The sequence below is a fragment of the Cryobacterium suzukii genome, from assembly GCF_004403185.1.
Lineage (GTDB): Bacteria > Actinomycetota > Actinomycetes > Actinomycetales > Microbacteriaceae > Cryobacterium > Cryobacterium suzukii.
In genome coordinates this window covers 1-18,703 of the sequence record NZ_SOHJ01000015.1, presented here as the reverse complement: position 1 = coordinate 18,703, position 18,703 = coordinate 1, and the positions used below count along the sequence as shown (strand labels likewise).

At 59.9% G+C, this 18,703-nt stretch carries 20 protein-coding genes and 2 pseudogenes; 7 read left to right on the top strand and 15 right to left on the bottom strand.

Annotated elements, in window-relative coordinates:
• Positions 1-279 precede the first annotated feature (279 nt).
• Both E3T39_RS15635 and E3T39_RS15630 read right to left on the bottom strand, forming a co-directional pair.
• A complete protein-coding gene (locus tag E3T39_RS15635) occupies positions 280-1,092 on the bottom strand; it encodes a tyrosine-type recombinase/integrase (protein ID WP_134516833.1) in 813 nt (270 codons plus the stop codon).
• A 57-nt stretch (positions 1,093-1,149) separates the two neighbouring features.
• Positions 1,150-2,585 (bottom strand): annotated as a pseudogene (locus E3T39_RS15630) (integrase core domain-containing protein).
• A gap of 390 nt (positions 2,586-2,975) precedes the next feature.
• Here E3T39_RS15630 and E3T39_RS15625 point away from each other — a divergent pair.
• The gene (locus E3T39_RS15625; RefSeq protein ID WP_134516831.1) at positions 2,976-3,509 is read left to right on the top strand and encodes a hypothetical protein; all 534 of its coding nucleotides are present in this window, start codon (positions 2,976-2,978) and stop codon (positions 3,507-3,509) included.
• Between the two features lie 563 nt (positions 3,510-4,072).
• Here E3T39_RS15625 and E3T39_RS15620 read toward each other — a convergent pair.
• The 6 genes and pseudogenes from E3T39_RS15620 to E3T39_RS15600 form a co-directional block, all read right to left on the bottom strand.
• Positions 4,073-4,324, bottom strand: a pseudogene (locus tag E3T39_RS15620) (transposase); the annotation flags it as partial.
• A gap of 31 nt (positions 4,325-4,355) precedes the next feature.
• Positions 4,356-5,438, bottom strand: a complete 1,083-nt coding sequence (locus E3T39_RS16215; RefSeq protein WP_166784155.1) for a hypothetical protein — start codon at positions 5,436-5,438, stop codon at positions 4,356-4,358.
• Positions 5,426-6,028, bottom strand: a complete 603-nt coding sequence (locus E3T39_RS15615) for an ATP-binding cassette domain-containing protein (protein WP_134516829.1) — start codon at positions 6,026-6,028, stop codon at positions 5,426-5,428. The genes E3T39_RS16215 and E3T39_RS15615 overlap by 13 nt, the downstream gene beginning before the upstream one ends.
• A gap of 4 nt (positions 6,029-6,032) precedes the next feature.
• Positions 6,033-7,034 carry a hypothetical protein gene (locus E3T39_RS15610; protein WP_134516827.1) on the bottom strand — a complete coding sequence of 334 codons (1,002 nt, stop codon included), beginning with the start codon at positions 7,032-7,034 and terminating at the stop codon, positions 6,033-6,035.
• Between the two features lie 52 nt (positions 7,035-7,086).
• The gene (locus E3T39_RS15605) at positions 7,087-7,665 is read right to left on the bottom strand and encodes a hypothetical protein (protein ID WP_134516825.1); all 579 of its coding nucleotides are present in this window, start codon (positions 7,663-7,665) and stop codon (positions 7,087-7,089) included.
• Between the two features lie 11 nt (positions 7,666-7,676).
• Positions 7,677-7,988 (bottom strand): lactococcin 972 family bacteriocin, encoded by a 312-nt coding sequence (locus tag E3T39_RS15600; protein ID WP_134516823.1) that lies wholly within the window; start codon positions 7,986-7,988, stop codon positions 7,677-7,679.
• Positions 7,989-8,419: 431 nt separating this feature from the next.
• On the opposite strand from E3T39_RS15600, the gene E3T39_RS15595 reads away from it, so the two are divergent.
• From E3T39_RS15595 to E3T39_RS15585, 3 genes are all read left to right on the top strand, one after another.
• A complete protein-coding gene (locus E3T39_RS15595; protein ID WP_134516821.1) occupies positions 8,420-8,638 on the top strand; it encodes a hypothetical protein in 219 nt (72 codons plus the stop codon).
• Between the two features lie 167 nt (positions 8,639-8,805).
• Positions 8,806-9,138, top strand: coding sequence for a hypothetical protein (locus tag E3T39_RS15590; RefSeq protein WP_134516819.1), 333 nt, complete (start codon positions 8,806-8,808; stop codon positions 9,136-9,138).
• Between the two features lie 129 nt (positions 9,139-9,267).
• Positions 9,268-10,449, top strand: a complete 1,182-nt coding sequence (locus tag E3T39_RS15585) for an LCP family protein (RefSeq protein WP_241979762.1) — start codon at positions 9,268-9,270, stop codon at positions 10,447-10,449.
• Between the two features lie 191 nt (positions 10,450-10,640).
• Here the strand turns inward: E3T39_RS15585 and E3T39_RS15580 are convergent, their stop codons facing one another.
• The 6 genes from E3T39_RS15580 to E3T39_RS15555 form a co-directional block, all read right to left on the bottom strand.
• On the bottom strand, positions 10,641-11,408 hold the full coding sequence (locus tag E3T39_RS15580; protein WP_134516815.1) for an LCP family protein: 768 nt from the start codon (positions 11,406-11,408) through the stop codon (positions 10,641-10,643).
• A gap of 602 nt (positions 11,409-12,010) precedes the next feature.
• Positions 12,011-13,117 (bottom strand): FtsX-like permease family protein, encoded by a 1,107-nt coding sequence (locus E3T39_RS15575; protein WP_134516814.1) that lies wholly within the window; start codon positions 13,115-13,117, stop codon positions 12,011-12,013.
• A complete protein-coding gene (locus E3T39_RS15570) occupies positions 13,114-13,761 on the bottom strand; it encodes an ABC transporter ATP-binding protein (protein WP_134516812.1) in 648 nt (215 codons plus the stop codon). Before E3T39_RS15570 ends, E3T39_RS15575 begins: the two co-directional genes overlap by 4 nt.
• Before the next feature lie 2 nt (positions 13,762-13,763).
• A complete protein-coding gene (locus E3T39_RS15565; RefSeq protein ID WP_134516810.1) occupies positions 13,764-14,843 on the bottom strand; it encodes a peptidoglycan-binding domain-containing protein in 1,080 nt (359 codons plus the stop codon).
• The gene (locus E3T39_RS15560) at positions 14,840-15,403 is read right to left on the bottom strand and encodes a hypothetical protein (RefSeq protein WP_134516808.1); all 564 of its coding nucleotides are present in this window, start codon (positions 15,401-15,403) and stop codon (positions 14,840-14,842) included. The genes E3T39_RS15565 and E3T39_RS15560 overlap by 4 nt, the downstream gene beginning before the upstream one ends.
• A gap of 307 nt (positions 15,404-15,710) precedes the next feature.
• On the bottom strand, positions 15,711-16,106 hold the full coding sequence (locus E3T39_RS15555) for a hypothetical protein (protein ID WP_134516807.1): 396 nt from the start codon (positions 16,104-16,106) through the stop codon (positions 15,711-15,713).
• A 231-nt stretch (positions 16,107-16,337) separates the two neighbouring features.
• Between E3T39_RS15555 and E3T39_RS15550 the strand changes: the two genes are divergently transcribed.
• Both E3T39_RS15550 and E3T39_RS15545 read left to right on the top strand, forming a co-directional pair.
• A complete protein-coding gene (locus E3T39_RS15550; protein WP_134516806.1) occupies positions 16,338-16,706 on the top strand; it encodes a PadR family transcriptional regulator in 369 nt (122 codons plus the stop codon).
• Positions 16,696-17,526, top strand: a complete 831-nt coding sequence (locus E3T39_RS15545) for a hypothetical protein (protein ID WP_134516805.1) — start codon at positions 16,696-16,698, stop codon at positions 17,524-17,526. Before E3T39_RS15550 ends, E3T39_RS15545 begins: the two co-directional genes overlap by 11 nt.
• Before the next feature lie 174 nt (positions 17,527-17,700).
• Here E3T39_RS15545 and E3T39_RS15540 read toward each other — a convergent pair whose 3' ends face one another.
• Positions 17,701-18,168, bottom strand: a complete 468-nt coding sequence (locus tag E3T39_RS15540; protein ID WP_134516804.1) for a VOC family protein — start codon at positions 18,166-18,168, stop codon at positions 17,701-17,703.
• Between E3T39_RS15540 and E3T39_RS15535 the strand changes: the two genes are divergently transcribed.
• Positions 18,089-18,571, top strand: a complete 483-nt coding sequence (locus E3T39_RS15535) for a MerR family transcriptional regulator (protein WP_338145287.1) — start codon at positions 18,089-18,091, stop codon at positions 18,569-18,571. The two genes, E3T39_RS15540 and E3T39_RS15535, sit on opposite strands and share 80 nt — an antisense overlap.
• The last annotated feature ends 132 nt before the right edge of the window (positions 18,572-18,703 follow it).

Here is an 18,703-nt window from a genome sequence, read left to right as displayed (position 1 = left end):
TTGGCAACACTTGAAAAAATTTCGGTGCGAAAGACGAGCATCGACGTGATGAAAAATGGCCTGTTGGGCCTCGTGCTGCGCATCGCAGAAGCCGCTCATGGGAGCAGGTTCAGGCCCGTTTTGCGTGGTTCGGATCACCCTGAAAAAGTGATGAGTGGCCGAAGTCGCAGGGAGGGCATCCGAGTCATCCGCTATGCCGGCCGCGCGAATTATCACCGACGTCCTGGTTCGGCCAAGGCGTGAAGGCCGCCGCAGCGTCAGGCTGATCGTCGGATCGCCTCAGTCGATGCTGAGAGTTCGAGCGTCGTCGAGTGCGTCGGCTACCGAGTCGAGGTCGTCGTCGAAGAGGTCGGCGTAGGTTTCGAGAGTCATAGCTGCCGACGCGTGGCCAAGCATTCGTTGGATGGCTTTCACATTGGCGCCGGCGGAGATGGCCAGGCTCGCTGCGGTGTGGCGCAGATCGTGCAAAGTCATTCGCGGAAACGTGCTGTCGGCAGTTTGCGATTTGCGCACCGCCGACACAAACCAACCACGCCGGGAATCGGGGCTGCGGACGTAGTCGAGGCCACTTCCGAAAAGCAGCTCGCCGCGACCACGGGTGCCCCCAGTCGAGTTTTTCATGAGTTCGACGAAGAGCGGATTGAGAAACGTTGGATAGGGGACCGCGCGCGCTTGATGCGTCTTGGGTGTGCCGACGTGGATAGTCCCACTGACGCTCACCGCATTTTCGTGCACCTGTATACGCCGTCGCACCGTGTCCACGTCGCGAATTCGCAACGCGGTCGCTTCACCCCAGCGCAACCCGGTATAGGCCAAGGCGAGAACGCGAGTCGAGTGCTTACGGGAGTTTTGCGCGAGCAGAGCGACCTGGCGGTGCGACAGATATGCGTGCTGGCCCTTTGTCTTACGCGGCAGTGTCACTCCCCGCGCGGGATTCGAGGGAATGCGCCGATCCTTCACTGCAACATCAAGGATCGCGGCCAGCACACCATAAATCCGCAAAACGGTCGTCGCGCTGCGGCCCGCAACCAGTGGCGAGTAGCGCTTGATGGTAGCGCCAGGCCAGCGACTTGGTGTGTAATCGCGTGACATCGTGGACAGTGGATCTCAGAACTTCGTGGACGCTGGGTCTCATGGCTTCGTGCACAGCTACCGCTCTGGCTCACCGAGCACTGCGGGGAGATCAGTCTGGCGCTGGGCGAACTGTGTCTGATATTCCGCGTTCTTGCGTTCCCAGGGCTTCGTCGGGTGGGTCACGCCAACGCCTTGGATGGAGTATGAGGCAACGTATCGGCCTCGGACGTTCAGCGCGACCATCGGCAGCGGGAAGGAGAACACGATCTCAGCGGTGACGGGATCGGTTAGCAAGAACGCGTCGTCTGTGATCGTCCGGTAGAACGTGCGGTCGGCGTACGTCGTCGGCAGGGAGACCTGGTAGCCCTGAAAGTAGACCTGCCGGTTGGCTTTGGTGACCTCCACGAGTGACTGATCCGCTGTTTGCGGCCGTGCGTTGTCGTCGGGCATAACCTGCCCTGTCTTGGAGATCGTCAACGGCGCCCGGTGAAGGTCTGACTGTCGTCGCGAGCGAGCCCGCCGGTACGCCGAGGCTTTCGCTTCAAGCACCGACAGCGGGATCGGCTCGGTCGCTGGCGTGTGCTCGAGCAAGTCCCACGCCGCCCGCGGCGTAGCTTGTTCGAGGGCTTGATGCGGTCGGCGGTTGTTGTAGTGCTCCCGGAAACGCTGGATCCGGACACGGAGATGCTCGAGAGTGGCCGGACGGTCGGCGTCGAGGAATCGGATCAACGTCTGGTGCGAGCGCTCGTTCTTGCCCTGTGTGGTGGGCTTGCCCGGCAGTCCGCTGATCGGCATGGTGCCTTTCGATGCCAGAAAGATCTCCACGGAGCCGATCGTGCCTGCGCGCAGCTGGTTGAACGCCAGCGAGTTATCCGATAACACTTCCTGGGGTGCCCCGCATGCGGCGATTGCCCGTTCGAGGACGTCCTTGGCATCAGCACTGTTCTCATGCCGCGAATACGCGTCGGTGCCCACGTCGTATCGGCTTGCGTCGTCGAGCAGTTGATATACCGTGACGGTTTGCCCGTTCGCCAGCCGGTACTCGAACGCGTCCAGTTGCCACAGCGACATCGCTGTCGCGCGCACGAACGGGATGTAGGACGACTTCGGTCGCTTCCTCGGTGACGCGTCTACCTGCCCGACGCTGGCCAGAAGACGTGCGATCGTCACCACCGACGGGACCTTTCCTCCGGGGAACCCGCTGTCCATGGCCGCTTCGTAGTAGATCGAGCGGGGACCATAATCCCAGCCATCAGTCTTGAGCTTTTTGCGGATCTTCACGACCTCATTCACGACGACCTGCCCATAACGCCGGGCCGGGACGTTTGGGGCGCGGGAGCGTGGGTGCAGCGCAGCAGCAGCCTCGTGGACAGCTCGTCCGCGGATCTTGTAGAACACCTCCGCGAGATCTTCAGAGAGAGGCAGAACCCGATAATCGACAGCGCGTGGGGCTGGGTCGGGTCGTATTTCATGATCGCGGCACGAGTCTGGGGTGAAAGAGAATTCGTCATTCCCTAACTATCATCGGCGCAAGTGTCTCCGATGCTGTGAGACATCGTGTCCACGATGTCATGAGATCGTGTGTCCACGATGCGTTGAGACAGGACACACGAAGCCATGAGACCCAGCGTCCACGAAGTTCTGAGATCCACTGTCCACGATGTCACGCGATTACACACCAAGTCGCTGGACTGGCGCTACCGTCAAGCGCTACTCGCCAGAGGACGCTCTCATGCAAGCCCACAACGCTAACAGTGTCGTCCGCTGGATAGACATTGTGAATCGAGGCATTCAGTCCTGAGCTTCCCGAAGGTGGATGCGGGCGCCGCCCGGAACGAAGACTAAGCGACCGATTTGAAGCAGGTTGCAGCACTCAGCCAAGTGAAAGATAACCTCGAAGCATGAGCATCGGATCTACTATTTTAGAAATAAGCGTGGCCCTAGCCGTGCCAGTCACGATTTTCGTCGGCTCGCGTCTCGTTCCGTCAATGCGGTGGACTCGTCGACTCGTTGGCGATTTGACTATCGCCGCTCAACTTCCTGCGGGCAGCCAAAAGTCTCAATTCGAGGTTTCAGTGCAACAGCAAGCAGAGCGTCTTCTGCTCTACCGCGCGAAGATGACCGGGTTGAATTTGTTCGCCCAAGCTTTCACGTTGTCCGTCTTCGCCGTGTCGATCGTTTTCTACATCGGATATTTCACGTGGTTTGCGCCGCCTAATTTTAGTTTTCCTGACTTTGTGGACAGCGTCGGATGGGCGGTCTTTCCGTCGATGGGTGTGGGACTCGTTTACGTTGCATTGCAGGCGTCGGGCCTCACGGTTCCGAAGCCAAGAAACCTTCCGATGGCGGCGCTCGGCGATGATATTGCTCTGCGCGAATGGGCTTTGAATGAACCGGGCAGGCTATTGCTGAAGCTGGCAAAGTCCACGGCGTAGCGTCACACGCGGAGGGTAGTCATCGGCGGAGAATGTCAAGAGACGACGCTTCCGCGCTGATAAAGGATCGCTGAGTAACTTTTACATGCGTGCGATTACCGTGGCCTGGCCCCTTACCCGGTCGTTTACCTCGGCAGGGGGCGCGCCGGGGTAAACGACCGGGTAAGGGGTCTCTTTCCCTGTCCCACCGCCACCCCCTCGCTGCGCTCGCTTCCCAACCTCCCACACCCATCGTTCCTCAGTGTGTAGGAGGTTGGGAAGTAAAGGGGTGGTGGTGGGACAGGGAAAGAGGAGAAAAAAGTAGAAGAAAAAAAATACATAAATACAAGAACAAAAACAGAAACAAAAAACAGAAGAGAAAAAGACAGAGAACAAAAACAAAAAAGCAGAGAAGATGAAGAACGAGAGACAGAAAAAGCAAGCCAGAATGAGCAAGAAATGCGGCAGCTGGGAGCGGTAAAGCAAGCAGTGAGCAGACCAGAAAATGAACCGTCCCGGGTTTCATGCCGCCGTTTTGTTGGCGGCTGCGATTTTTTATCGGGCCGTTTGTTGGCTCTTCGCAATTAGGGGTGTAGTTGGGGTCGGAATCCGCCGGCTTCGAGGAGCGAGCGGGCGATGTAGTGCGTCAGGTTTCGGAAGCCTGAGGCTGTGCCGCGGAGGTGATCGAGGCGTCCGTTGATGGCTTCGGTTGGGCCGTTGGAGGATCCGGGTCTGTCGAAGAACACGAGGATGTCGGCGGCGCTTTGTTTCAGGGTTCGGCCGAGTCGGTGGAGCTCCGTCAGGAGCTGCGGGACGTCGTGGCTGATCGAGTCGATGACCGCTTCCATCATGGTCTTTCCGGTCCTTTTACCGGTCTTTGAAATACTGAAACAACCTGTTCTCGCGGACCAACAAGAATGGGAGGCTCGTGCCGACGATGGCGCACACCGACAGGACCAAGAAGTTATTGCGAAAGATCTCGATCGGCGTGATAGAAATCGTTCCGACATAGGAAGATGCCACTGCCGCGATTGGTGCCGCGATCAGTAAGGAAGATAAAATAGCCGCCAATGTCTCCGTAAATGCGATCGCCCAGAGGTCCGGCTTTCTAAAACCAGCGTGTAGCAACGAGGCTATTTCCAGTTTCCTCCGCAAACCAAGGAAGATCATAAAAACGAGCGCAGCGAGTCCAGCCACTACTGTCAGTGCAGCGGTAGGTCGAGCAGAGAATCTTCTGAACCCGTCAAAATTCTGCCCTAGCGTACTGTTGACTTGACTGTATTCGGCCGAGTTGGCGCTTCCGTCAGAGTGTAGCGTTTCTGATGATCTCAGAAGCTGAGTGAGATTCTGTTCGTTCGGCCAACTCTCCGCCCAGCATTCGTCAAACTTCTCTTGCGAAGTCGACGGAACAACGACCGCGTATCGGAGATCAGACCTTCGCCCATCAGAGGGAAAACTGTAGACCCCACCTATTGAGGCAGCACCGGCCGTGGTAACAAGTAGATCTCCGGTTGTGTATCCAAGAGCGATCGCAACCTCTTGCGAGATAAAGACCCCCGAACTGCTTGCGGGGGGATTATCGGGAAAGAGCAGAGTAATGAACGATGAGGTGACGGTGTATGTAGGGATCTCCGACGCAGGAAGGGCCGATGCTGTCACCTTCGTGTCAGAAACGCGGAGAGCTCCGGCGCGGAGATTGCCGTGATTCAGGGCGGTACAGGTCTGAGGACTAATGTTCCCATCAGAACGGATTGTCTGGATACTCGCTCCGGCTCGCTGAAATTTCGCAGCATCCAACTGGATCTGATGGGCATAAGAAGTGTCTATGAAGAATGTGATCAACAAAGCAGCCGAAACAAAGCCCGCGACCATCAGAAACCGTGATGTCCCCGAGGCTACATTTCTGGCTGCCTCTCCGAGTACAACCCGGCAAGGCTTCATTGAAAACATCCCAAGTCTATTCGCTGGGTGCAGCTATCTTGCGTCGCACGATCATGAGTAGCCACCACGACGATTGATCGCGGCGATGAAAGCTGCCTAATCGACGCGTTGACTGCCTGGGCCGTGTGCGTATCTAGCTGGGCGGTCGGCTCGTCAATCAACAATAGCTGTGGATCGGCTGCAAGACCCCGCGCTAGCATTAGCCTCTGGGCTTCACCCCCGGAAAGCTTGCGGAATTGCAAGTGGGCCACACCCTCAAGACCAAAACGTTGCAGGTTTGCACGCGCCCTATCCTCAGCAACGACGCGAGAATTACCCTGTGCCAAGTACGGGTGCACTACGTGATCTAGTGCCGTCCTATGAGCAATTCCATGAGGGTTCTGAAAGACCCATCCCTGGCGTTCTATCCCTTCCCAAGTCACTGATCCAGTAGTTGGCGCTAGCCACTTGGACACTATCGAAAGAAGGGTACTCTTCCCCGACCCGGATGGGCCCACGAGAGCGTAAGTCTCTCCTGGCAACAGAACAAGACTGAGATCTGTGAAGAGGTGCGCATTATTGCTAAATGCGTGGCCAACTCGATCCAGTCGCACTCTCATAGAATCACCCACAAGTTGTCTGGTCCTGTTCGAGCAAAGCAATCTCCTTGCCAGCGATTGATTCGCCCTCGTTCAAAACAGTTGACCCGAGAATAGATGTGAGTATCGTGACGGAAAGTGAGGTGCCGTCTTTCAAGGTGATGCAGGCAGAATTCCCGTCGACATCATGCAGGGCGGCTGGCGGTACAGTCGTAGCCCTAACGCCTTCAACAAGACGGGTCGAAAGAGACAGACGTTCCTGCCCTTCTTCTAGTTCGGCATATTCTGCCAGCGACGCTATCGCGGCAAGGGCCTCAGACTCGACGATCGGTTCAGAGATATTGAAGGCGAACTCTTTGGATCCAATTGAAATGACGCGAGAACCATCAATTGCCTCGGCGTTGAACGACTCAAAGCCGGCCGAGATCAGTTGAGGCGGAAGTATCCCGAGGGGCGCCCCAAACGATATGGAAGCCCCAAGGGTGCTGGCACAAGATTCCAAAGGACCAAGCCCAGGGGGCAGCCAGATAGAGGTGGCGGGGTCAAATGTGCCAGACCGGGGTAGGGTAGTCCGACCGATGTTGGTGAGGGCGCTTGCATAGGATCGGGCTGCACTGGTGTCCCATTCTGAGTCGGCGGAAACCTCGTAGCCAAGCGCAGCCAACGACCCCTTCAGAGCCTTTGCATCAATTCCTTCGTCGCCCGGATTTAGGGTTCGCCAAAAGGGTACTTCGCTGGCGACATTCAGAAGCGGTTCGCCATCAACGCTGAAATTTGATGCACCTGACGCCAAAGTGAGGCCGGCCAAACACGTCTGGTGCGTAACAGTCCCGCTGACGGGTGAAAGCAGGCTCACAGCTGGGGCGATCTGCAGCCGGAACTCGGCATCTTGTCTGTCGTCAATCGACATTTCGGATGCATTAGCCCATCTGATAAGCGTTGGTTTCTCAAGGCCTTCAGGTGGTTCGGCGGGGCTGACTACCACTCCAAGCAAAGTGCCGATCGAGAAAACCGAGAGAAAGGACACGATTAGGATCCCTGCGCCCGCTCTTGGAAGCGTGATGCCACGTGCCACTCTTTTATTGACTTCTACTGGAATAATTGAGCGGATCGGTACGGCAGCCTTCAAATTCGTCCGTCTCGATCATCGCCGATAAATTAACGCCATTCTCGTAGTCGGCAATTGAATATCCATTGTCAACAACCCCAGTGTCCTGAAGGCATTTGAGGACGATGTCCGCCTCGTCAAGTCTGGCAGGGTTCCTAACAATTGCGTCATGCAGGGCCAGGACATCAACGCCATTTTCTGCATTGCAGGCTTGTATCTTCTCCTGTGATGTTTCTGGACCTGAATAAGAAAGCTGCCCATTTGTCTTGAAGCTCGCAGTCAAGCCCAGTGAGGTGAAACAATCGATAAGCTTCGATTGGAAATAGGAATACTCTTGTTCAGTGATCGATTCGTCAACTAGTGCCAACGCAACGTCATCACTTGTTGCGTTCTGAAGCGCGGCCTCGAAGATGTCCGAGTAGGGTCCGGTGAATTGTCCGGTGGTGTTAGTCGTCTCTTCGCGAGGACTGGCGCTTTCCGCTGCTGAGCAGCCGGAAAGCGCCAGTGTCGCGAGGAGAGCGAGCGCGATAGCTCGCGGCGCTCTGATCATGTCCTTAGTTGCTAGTAGGTGTTCCAGTACGCTTTTTCAACATTGACCCAATAGTCAGGTTTCGATGCCTTCGCCCAGACGCCCTTGATTTGCAGGTCCTGAGTGCAGTTGTTAGCCCACGATCCGTCGCACACCGTTGCGCTGTGGGTTTTCGATGAGTGGTAGTAATTGGAGTAGGCGGTCCCGCTGGAGTCACCCCACTGCCAGGTCCCCCCGCCCACATTCTCCACGTGATTGGCGGCAAAGGCCGCGGTCGCGGGTACAGCCGTGAGCAAAGCGAATACCGTAGCGGTGACGAATAGGCCTTTAGTAATTTTCTTCATTTTCCCCATTTTCTTTGGCTCCGCGTGAGAGACGGATGCCTCCCCCCGAGATTGAAAATAACACAGGCTTGGTCCTTGCACAACCATAGTTTCACTGAATGGCGAGGCCACTGGCCATGACTTACTGTTCTGTGTCCGCCCGGCACGCGTGGCGCAGTATGTGTGCCGGCACTTTCCGTAGCTCCTCATTTGGTGGCGGGCAAGTCAGAACTACGGGTTGCCCGCGCACAATATGCACATCGATGTGGTGAGGAAGCGCTCAAAACGTCCGGGCGTTTGCCCAGCTAAGTGAGACTCCCGACGACCAAGGGCAGGAACAAGGGAATCAATCTGCATCAGAAACACATCCATTTCTCGGAGATAGGGGAGATAGCGGAGATATATCTTGGCTAGGAGAAGTGTTATGGCTTATTGGTTAGCGAATTGGAACCGTGGATTTTGATCAGCAAGCCAAGACCGACCTACTAGAAGCAGTCGAAGCCCTCCGCGTCGAGGCGGAGGGTCCCGCGCCTGATACTGGTGCCGTCGTCAAGAAGGCAGGAAGACTCAAGGCTGCTGCTGCGAGCATCGGTATCCCCGCGCTCAGCTCTGCCGTCGGCGGAGCTGTCGAGGCGTTCACATCGCTGGCAATTGGCGGTGCATTCGGCTGACCTGAAGACGTGAGTGAGGCGCCAGTTGGGCTAACGCTGTGTCGCCAGCGGCGCCCGCCAGTGTTGACCCAGTCCCGGCTGAATCGTCGTATTGCTCCGGACCCACCGGCATCCTCATCGGGGCAGAGACGACTGACATCGTCGTCAATCGGTACCCAGACGAGTCGTTGCTCACCGGCGACGCGCGCTTGTATCAGCCCGCATTTAGCGTGCAGGCGATCGCTGCGGTCACAGACGCCAATGTCGCCGTCACCGCGGCAGACCAGACACATGTCGGGGATGAATTTGACGTGGCCGCCGAAGGTCAGCCCGCGAACCGCGTCCACATTCTGGACGTCTTTGGAATTCGTTCCGTTGCAGTGGACCTCCCCACCTCGTTTCCGGGGATTATCGATGATGCAGGGATGGAAATGGCCTATGGGGCTATCGCCCATTCCGATCCCGATTCAAGCACCATCACCGAGATCGTCGCGCCGGCGTATCTGTTCTCTCTCGCATAAGTCCCGATGCTGATCAAGAGTGAGGATGAGAGATGATTCGGTCATTGATTGAACGCAAGGAAACGGGGCTGTGTGGTTGACGCGGGCAGGCGAAGCAAACGGATCGTAGGAATTGCCCGGCACGGACGGTTGAAGCGCTCGAATCCGTATGTCACCGCCCTCAAACTGGTGGCGGCCGTGCTGACTGTTGCCGTAGTGAGCACGTCGGCTGTGGCTGCTGTTGCGGTGTGGAGCTTCAGCAAGACCGTTGACGACAACGCGATCGACATCACCGTTGGCGACACGGCAGCGCCCGTGCCACAGCTCGAAAGCTACGAAAACGGCTTCAACATTCTCATGGTCGGCATCGACAACGACGCGACGCAAAGCGCGGCCTACGGCGAACGCCAGGGCACCCTCAACGATGTGAACATTCTCGTGCACGTGTCCGCAGACCACAGTAGCGCTGTCGTCGTGAGCATCCCCCGCGACCTCATCGTGCCGCACCCCACGTGCACGGATGCCGAGAGCGGTACCGAGTTTTCGGCGATGGCCGCCCGCCCCGTCAATGAGGCCATGTCCCGGGGCGGGCTACCCTGTGTGGTCAAGACCGTGTCCGAGTTGACGGGGCTGACCATCCCGTATGCCGGACTCATCTCGTTCGACGGGGTCGTGCAAATGAGCGACGCCGTCGGCGGCGTTCCCATCTGCCTCACTGCGGCCATCAACGACGACTCTGCCGGACTGTACCTTCCCGCCGGCCCGAGCATCGTCGCTGGCGACACCGCGCTGGCGTTTCTGCGCAGCCGCGATGGCGTCGGCGACCGCAGCGACCTGGCGCGAATTTCCTCCCAGCAGATCTACATGGCCTCACTCATGCGCACCGTGCAGGGCAACGGAACACTCACGAACATTCCGACCCTGATCAACCTCGCCAACGCTGCGGCCATCAATATCAAGCTGTCGACGTCCCTCGCCGATATCGACACGATGGTGTCGATGGCCTTGGCGCTCAAGGACATCGATCTGGACCGAATGCTGTTCGTGCAATATCCCGGCACGACCGGAGATTCCAACTATCCGGGAAAGGTCGTTCCTGCAGAAGCCTTAGCCGCAGAGATATTCACCAAACTATCTGCCGATCAGCCCTTCACCCTCCCGGGAACGACGTCCGCTCAGGAACCGACAACGGATGCGCCGGTACCGGTCGAAACGTCAACGCCTTCGGTCGACACCGCCGTCCCCGCGCCAGCACCGACCGTTGAGGCCCTGAACGGGCTCACTGGCCAGACAGCGCAGGACGAATCGTGTGCCGAGGCCCGCACCGGGTGACGGCGGTCGGCAACACGCGGCGATGACAACGATGAATCAGGACCTCGGTGTGTGCGGCACGCCACGGACGCTGGTCCCCGACCGTTGGCGTTCCTTACGGGACGTCCCTGGCCGGAATCTGATGAAAGCCCACCACATCGCGAGAAGCGGGACCGGGCTTCGGTGTCAGAGCATTGCAGCGGAATTCAAATTCAAGTGAGCGCAGTGGCGATCAAGCCGCGGATGTAGTCGTAGTCCGGGTTCTGCGGGTCGACGCCATTATCTGGAACCAGCTCGACGGTACCTACCGATAGGTCTCTGGTCTTGCCTGCCAGGTTAGCGAAGTAGCCGAGCATTCCCTGCGGTACGTCGGTCTTGACGACCTGCTGGCCGGCCTGGGCCACACCTTGGAATTTTGTGAGCACGTTCGCCGGGTTGAACTGTTTGAGGATCGCCTCCTGCAGGATGCGCTGGCGGGCCATGCGGTCGTAGTCGCTCGTTCCGTGCCTGGATCGGGCATACCAAGTGGCGTGGTAGCCGTCCATATGCTGCTTGCCCGGCTCGAACCACTCGGCGACGTCGTTCAGCGCCTCATCGCCGCCGAGCGGAACACGGTCGGTGACAGTGATGTCTACGCCGCCGAGGGAGTCGATCAGGTCGGAGAAACCTTGCATGTCAATAAGCACGTAGTACTGGATCGTGAGGCCGGTGATTCCACTGGCGGCGTCGCGCATCCCCTCAATGCCTGGATCGCTGTTGTCGGCCGAGGCATTCGGGTGCATCTCCGGGCTCTTCAGGGCAACCTCGGTATAGATCGAGTTGAGCATGCAGACATCCACGTCGCAGCGATTGCCGTAACCGTAGCCGTCCGGGTAGACCGCATTCATGGCGAGTCTGCCGGGAACGGCACGTCTTCCGACTTTTACGAGCTCCATTCCCACCGCCCCAAAGTCGTCATACGCAGCAGGAAAGAGGAGCATGCCAGAGTCGCTTTCTACGTGAAACGCAGCTACTGGAGGGAACGAAGTTCCCCAAGGCCCAATCACCGGTGTCTGGAGCCGAGGCTGTGCGCCCAGTCAGCACGAGATCGTTGCAAGTACGGCCAAGTTTCTGGCACGGAACAGTGCGCCCCCAAATCGTCCCCATGCTTGCACCGTATCGCTACAGCGAAAGCAACATCGACTTCGGGGCGACTGCACCAAACTTCTGGCGCTGACGCATTGAATCGCACGAAGGACCGATAAGTAACCTCACTCATAGGCTGCACCGGCACCGAACAAAACCGTCATCCCTATCCCACAGTCGACGGCTCAAGCTGGATTCCCAAGGCAAAAAGCGCAGAATGACGCCTGCGCCCAAGCCTTCACCGGGTGACGGTAGTCGAACCGGACCTTGAAATTGATGAAATACGACGTGGGTGTTTCCAGCCCGACACGAACAATGCCCTGTCATCCACCTGTGGCGTCCCATACGCCGAACCCTCTACGGGACAGTCTGGCCGAGCTAGGTGTCCCTGGCGATCAATCCTCCATCAGCGATGTCGGCCCCGTTCGTTACCTGTCCCTAGCAAATGCGCCGCCGGTTACGGTACCCGGAGTTCCTTGAGCGGATCGCGACGGGCGGCCGCCAGCGCGGGTACCAGTGCCGCGATCACGCCGATGGTAGTCGACAAGAGTGCGACCGCGCCGACGAAGTCCCAGCCGGGGAGCGGATCTCCCGAGGCGGTCAGCCCAATCGACGCCGCAATACTTCCGATCGTGGCACCGACCAGGGCGAGGGCGCCGGTTTGCGTCAGCAGCAGGACGATGATCAGGGTTTGGGAGGCGCCCAACGCGCGGCGACGGCCGAAGTCCTTGCGGCGCAGCATCACCAGGCCGTAGAGAATCGCAGCGACGAGTACCGCGGTCAGGCCGAAGATCACGATGACCAGGCTGCGACCGAAGGAATCCAGTTGTCCTTCGACCATCCCACGGAGCGCGGCCAGGTTTTCGCTGGTGGTAAGGGTGACTTTGGTCGGATCGGTGACGCCGAGCACCGATTGCGCTGCTTCGCTGACCGGCGCAACCAGGTCTGGCCGGTCGGCGATGATGACGAGCACGGACACGATTCCCCGGGTGTCGGCGGTTTGCGGGGCGATAGCGAGCGGTTCGAGGAAGGCAAGAAAGTCCGGCGTGGTCAGGCGGCCAGTCACCGCAAAGTCGATGCCGGAACCGTCGACAACGCCGCCGACGGCATCCGGCATCCCCAGGCCCGCCAACGCGGATGGTGACGCCCACACCGAGGCGTCAGCCACCGGCGGGAGCGAGGTGATTCCGAGGTGCTCGAGCTGACTGCTCCAGACCAGGCGCAGCGGGATCTTCGTCGCGCCCGGGAACTGAATGTTGGTGACGTCCTGCGGGCCGCCGAACGCGCCCGCCCACTGGATCCCATCGATGTGAGCTAGCCGCTCCAGCACGGTGGCATCGAGTCCCGCGTCGGGCTCGGCACGGATGACGATGGACCGCGTCCCCTCGGAGTCGATCGATCCGAGCACGGCCTGCTCGGCGCCGACCGTGCGGCCCGTGGTCAGCAGCACCGTGGCGCACATCCCCGCGACCATGACGATCGTGACAATGGATGCGACGGGTTGCGCCCACGCTGTCGCCAACGCTTCCCTCACCACGGCCGCCCAGCGGCCTAGCGCGGTCATAGTTCGAGGCGGCGGTCGCAGCGCGCGACCAGGGCCGGGTCGTGGGTGACGACGATGACGGCTGCGCCGCTGTGGGCCTGCGCGTGCAGGGCATCCACGACGAGGTCGGAGGACGCCGGGTCCAGGTTGCCGGTGGGTTCATCCGCGAGCAGAATCTGCGGGTCGTTGAGGAGGGCCCGGCACAGGGCGATGCGTTGCGCTTGCCCGCCCGACACCTGGCCAGGTTTCGCTCCCGCCCGCAGCGCAACACCGAACTGGGCCATCAGCTCGTGCGCCCGCCGAATCGCCGGCCCCCGCGGAGTGCCACGGTAGAGGGCGGTTTCGATGATGTTGTCCAGCACCGTGCGCGTCGCGTCCAGGGCGGCATCCTGAAACACGAAGCCGTACTGGTTTGCGCGGAGGCTCGCGCGGTCGGCGTCACGCCGGTGGGCGGCATCCCTTCCGTTGATGGTTACCTGCCCCGCGGTGGGTTTGAGCATCAAGCCGAGCACGTAGAGGAGAGTGGATTTGCCGCGCCCGGACGGGCCAGTGATGGCAACCACTTCCCCGGCGTGGAAGTCCGCGCTCCAGTCCGAGAGGATCGGCGCGGACGGCACGTAGCCGAAGGTGATGCCCTGGGCGGCGATCCGAACAGTATCAACCATTGCTACTCGGCTGTCGCGGGGACGCGCACGGAGGTGCCGTCGGCGACGCCGTCGATGATGGACATGCCGCGGGCGCCGGTGACGACCGTCACCGGATGGTTGACACCCGAGTTGTCGACGACCGAGGCGGTACCGTCGGCGGCGCTGAGCAGCGCGGCGCTGGGCACGATCAGGCCGGCGATGGATTCCACCGTGACGATGCGGGAGGACAGCAACGACTGTTCGGTCATGGGGATGCTCGCGCAGGCATCCGCGCAGATGAGGGCACCGTCCTTACCGGCGAGGGTGATGACGATCATGCCGGTCTCATCGGCCAGCTGTTCGGTGACGAACCCTTCCCAGAGGCCGCCGTCGATGCTGGTGATTTCCACCCGTGTTCCGGTCGGCATTAATGCGGCCTGCGATTCACCGACCGGAACCGTGAACACCGGCGCCGGCGGTAACGCCCGCACCACGTTCTCCCCGCCAGCCAGGAGCGCCCCGCGGGCGATGATCTCGGTGTCGAGGGCGACCTGCGTCGGCAGGGTCGGCACGAAAATGACGTCACCCGGCTGCACGACGCCGTCTGCGGGGACGCCAAGTGCCTTTTGCCACGCCTTCACCGCGGTCTTGGTACGGGCACCGAACTTCCCATCAACGGCACCGGTGTAAAGGCCCAGGTCGGTCAGTGCCTGTTGCAGCTGCGTCACGTCCGCTCCGGCGGCGTCCTGTGCCAGCGCGCGGAACGCGGGGATCTGTCCTTGAGCGATCACGACTGGTCGCAGGTTCACGGTGTAGAGCGTCGCCCCGGCCGCGACGCTTTGGCCCGCGGAGACGTTCACCGAGGTGACGGTCCCGACTGCCTGATTCGATCCAGCTGGCTCTGGAGTCCACTGGGCCACCGTGTTCAGGTTGATGCTAGACCCCACCTCACCCGCAACGACCTCCACCAAAGTGAACGCGGTCGTAGCCACAACATCCCTCGGGGGTGTGAGCGCTGTCGCCGCCGCCCACCCCACACCGGCGCCAGCACCGACTGCTACGAGCAGACCGGTGACCCAGCGCGCCCAGCGCGGTGAGCGAACCGCTGCTGCGTCACTCATGTGAAATCGACGGGGAGCTGCGGGCACTTCTTGTTGATCGTATTCCATTCAGACTGTCCGCCCCCCGCTACGCCTTCGTAGAGGTTCCAACCACCGGTCTCGGCATAAGTATCGATGAACGTTTCCCGGCTCGGAGCCTCCGGAGTGTCATACCCTTCGGCCGCTAAGCAGGGCTGGAGCTCGTCGGTGAAGTAGTCAAATAGCTTCCCGAGACGCTCATCGTTCAGCGGCACATTGAACTTCGGATCCATCGGATATTTGGCGTTGCAGGTATACCAAGCCAGGGCATGCGCTCCGGCTTGAGACTTTTGGATCCCGCCCGACTCCACCCCACCATCCGCTGTGGCCCGCATATCCGGCCAGCCCAAATCGTGCATGCAACTCTCCATTGTGATTGCCCAGTCATCGGAGTCGGTGAAGCGGACGATGTCGATCTCCGGACGCTCAGCATCCGGCGACTCCCGCAATACCCGGTCCCATTCCCAATCGAGTTGTTCTTGACCCGCGACGTCGAGGGTGAGCGACAGCGAGCTCGCTGGCGCTTTAGAGCTGGGGGTCACTGGGCCAGGGGTGGTGTTCGCACAACCCGAGAGTAAAACGAGCGCGGTCGACGTCAGTACAAGCAGAGCCGCCCACGACTTACGCGACCTAACGATGGCGAGCATTTTCCCCCAAATCAGGCCCGGTTACACCAGACCAGTCTTGTGGCGACACTAGCGAGGATTGGTGAACAGCTGGTGTCGACGCTCGGCGGCCGCGACCTTGAAGGCAGATGGGAATGGAAGCGAAGAGTCGTAACCACCATCACCGCCTGTCTGTCATCGCCCGCAAGGGGAACCACCAACGGGACGGCCTGGGTCTAATTCTTCAGAGGGATTCGTGCCAGGACCGTCGAGTGGCGAGCCGGGTGGTCAGAAAGAGCGCAGCGCCCAGGACTCCGAGGATCGCGGCGAACGTGATTCCCCAGTCCCACACGCTGGTCTGGGTATGTACCAGGAGGAGTTCATGCTCGCTCGTGAAGTAGGAGCATTGGACCCCCACGGGGAAGGACGAAAATGCGCCGTCCGTAGTCCAGCCTGCTGAGGGCAGAGCCAGATTACCTAGCTCGGGGTTCTGATAGCAGGATTCTCCGATGCCCGCATGAGAGATGATCGCGAGCTGAAGCCCTGTCAGGGCGATGAGGGCCAGCGACGGAATGCCGAGGATCCAGGACCGTGCAGTCACGGCGAGGAGCACGGGAAAGGCCGGTCTTTGCAGTTGCATTTCGTGTACCCCCTTATTCACAGAGTACGTGCTGCCAGACACCGGGGTAGGCGTTTGAAGAAGTCACCAGCGTGACAGATTCAGTGCCCGTAGCCGAACGCTCCGCGGGACATCGAGCCTAGGCGGCCGTGATTGGTTGCTGAACGACATCTGCGCCCTAGATCGCACAGTGTTTGAGCGCAGATGAAATTTAGTTGTTCATATCTTGTCTCGCAAGGTATAGTCAGCCGCATGGCTGAGAATCCGACTAGTACACAACTCCGGCGAGGGGTCGTGGGGCCGTGCATCCTGGCTCTACTGTCGTCGGGCCCACGTTTCGGGCTCCAACTCGTTCGGGAGCTGGATGACGTAGGTCAGCTGCTCTCCAGCCAGGGAACGGTTTACCCGCTCCTTAACCGACTGCACGATGCCGGTTTCGTCACGAGCTATTGGGAAGTCAACGAGACCGATCGGCCACGCCGGTACTACCAACTCACGGAGGGTGGCCGTCTGGAATTGGCATCCTTTCAGGAGGACTGGGAGCGATTCTCCGGTTCCGTCACGTCGCTCCTGGCCACCATTCCCGAGAAACACAATGACAGGACCCGCGATGACGTCTGACACCGACCACCGACTTGTTACCCAGTACTTGCGCCAGTTTGACGCGGCTGCAGGGTCGCTCTCAAACGCTCGACGGGCGGTACTTCGCGAGGAAATCGCCAATCACCTGCGCGAACTCGTTCAGCCAGACCTGTCGGATGCGGACGCATCCGCGGCCTTGTCCAGCTTCGGGTCACCGGCCGACATTCTCGGGCAAGAACTCGACGTTCTGCCGCCCCTCGGGGCTTCGCAGCGTCGTCAGAGACGGGTCCGCCGGACCGTTGCGATTGTGGTCTCAGCCGTTGCCGCGGCAATCCTTCTGATCGTGCTACTTCCGCTCCTCTTCGTTGTCGCTCCCGTCCCCGTCGCGGGCCCGGACGGCGAGGTCACATCTGTGGTCAACGCCAATCCTCAGGGTCCCGCTCGGGTGACCGTGGGGACGGGCTACTTTGAGTATCAAGCGGCCATCGAAGCGATCGAGGATCCGCTCCCGGCGGGTGCCGTTTATCCAGCCGGCGTTCCAGAAGATTTGGATTCGGGCACGAGCTCAACTGGCGTGATGCAATCGGGCGCGGGGTACGTCGTCGCTCAATATACATGGCTGTGCGCGTGGGAATCCGAATATCTGACGGCGATGGCCCAGGAAGATGCCGAACGTCAAGTTGCAGCGGAGGCCATGCTCACGACGTGGTCCACCAGTGAGTTTTATATGACAACCGATCCGAACCGAGACTGGGTGGCGAGCGTTTTGGAGCCGGTTCGGTTCGGTGACTCTTCAGGCGTCGTCCGGGATCAGCCCCAGTCCTGCTCGCAAGCGGGAATCATTAACGTCCGAGGCTAGACCGAGCATCACGCGTGCAAGGCGTCACCCCTGGCACCCTGACTTATGCCGATCGGGGCTGGGATCCGCCAACCCTCTGCGGGACAGCGACCGTATCCGGACACACCGCGGACATCCGCCGCACGGCGGTCAGGTGTTGGCTCGGCAGATTGGTGGTCATCTGACTCTTCGCCGTTATCGCGAGTCGGCTTTTCCAAATCCGGCTCGTTGTGCCCGTTCGGGCACCTCCTCCAGCTCCTCGAACACGGTTATCTGGAGCCCGGCGGGTGCGTCGAGTCGGGAATTGAGTGATCGCCACGGTGTCTCGCGTGGTTCACCAATAATGGTGGCCCCGGCCGCAGCCAGTTTGGTGGTGACACCGCGTCCGTCGGTTACCTCAAATGCAAGCCGAATGCCGGATCCTTGGCGTTCCCCGGTCTCGACTTGGTCGATCATCCGCTTCTGGGCTGGGTTTGAGATTTCAAGGGTCGCCCGGCCAGCATCCAAAATCGAGACACGCGCGTCGCCGTCTCCTTCGAATGCGACCTGCTCAGGCAGTCTAAGGGTGTCGCGGTAGAAGGCGATGGCGGCGTCGAAATCCTCCGCCTCCACAATGACGCGAAGCTGGAGGACGCCGGCAGAATCGTTCGTGTGTGTACTCATGATCGCTACACTAAAACCTGACATCCATGTGAGGGGCAAGCGGCTGATGAGAATTGGCGAACTGGCCAGAGCAACCGGCGCAAGCCCGAGATCACTCCGATACTACGAAGAGCAGCATCTGCTCTCTTCGAACCGTTCGACCAGCGGTCAGCGGTTTTATTCGCATGCGGCGCAGGAGCGCGTTCTTCTTATTCAGCGTCTATATCAAGCTGGCCTGTGTAGCTCCACAATCGCAGAACTTCTTCCCTGCATCACGGATCCTGCGGCACGAACACCCCTACTGCGCGATCGACTCATCAGCGAACGGGCACGGATCTCAGCACAAGTCGACTCCTTGCGCGAAACGCTGGCCTCCTTGGACGCCGTCGTGAGCGCACTAGGAACTGTCGACTCTTCCAACTGATTCCCTTAACGTGCCCGTTAGCCGAAGGCGGATTCAACCGGTCGTCGCAACGATGGGCTTTTCTGGCTCTGACAATAGTCGTTGCATGGCTTGAGCGGGTGTGATGCCGCCGAGCGTTTTGCGGGGTCGATT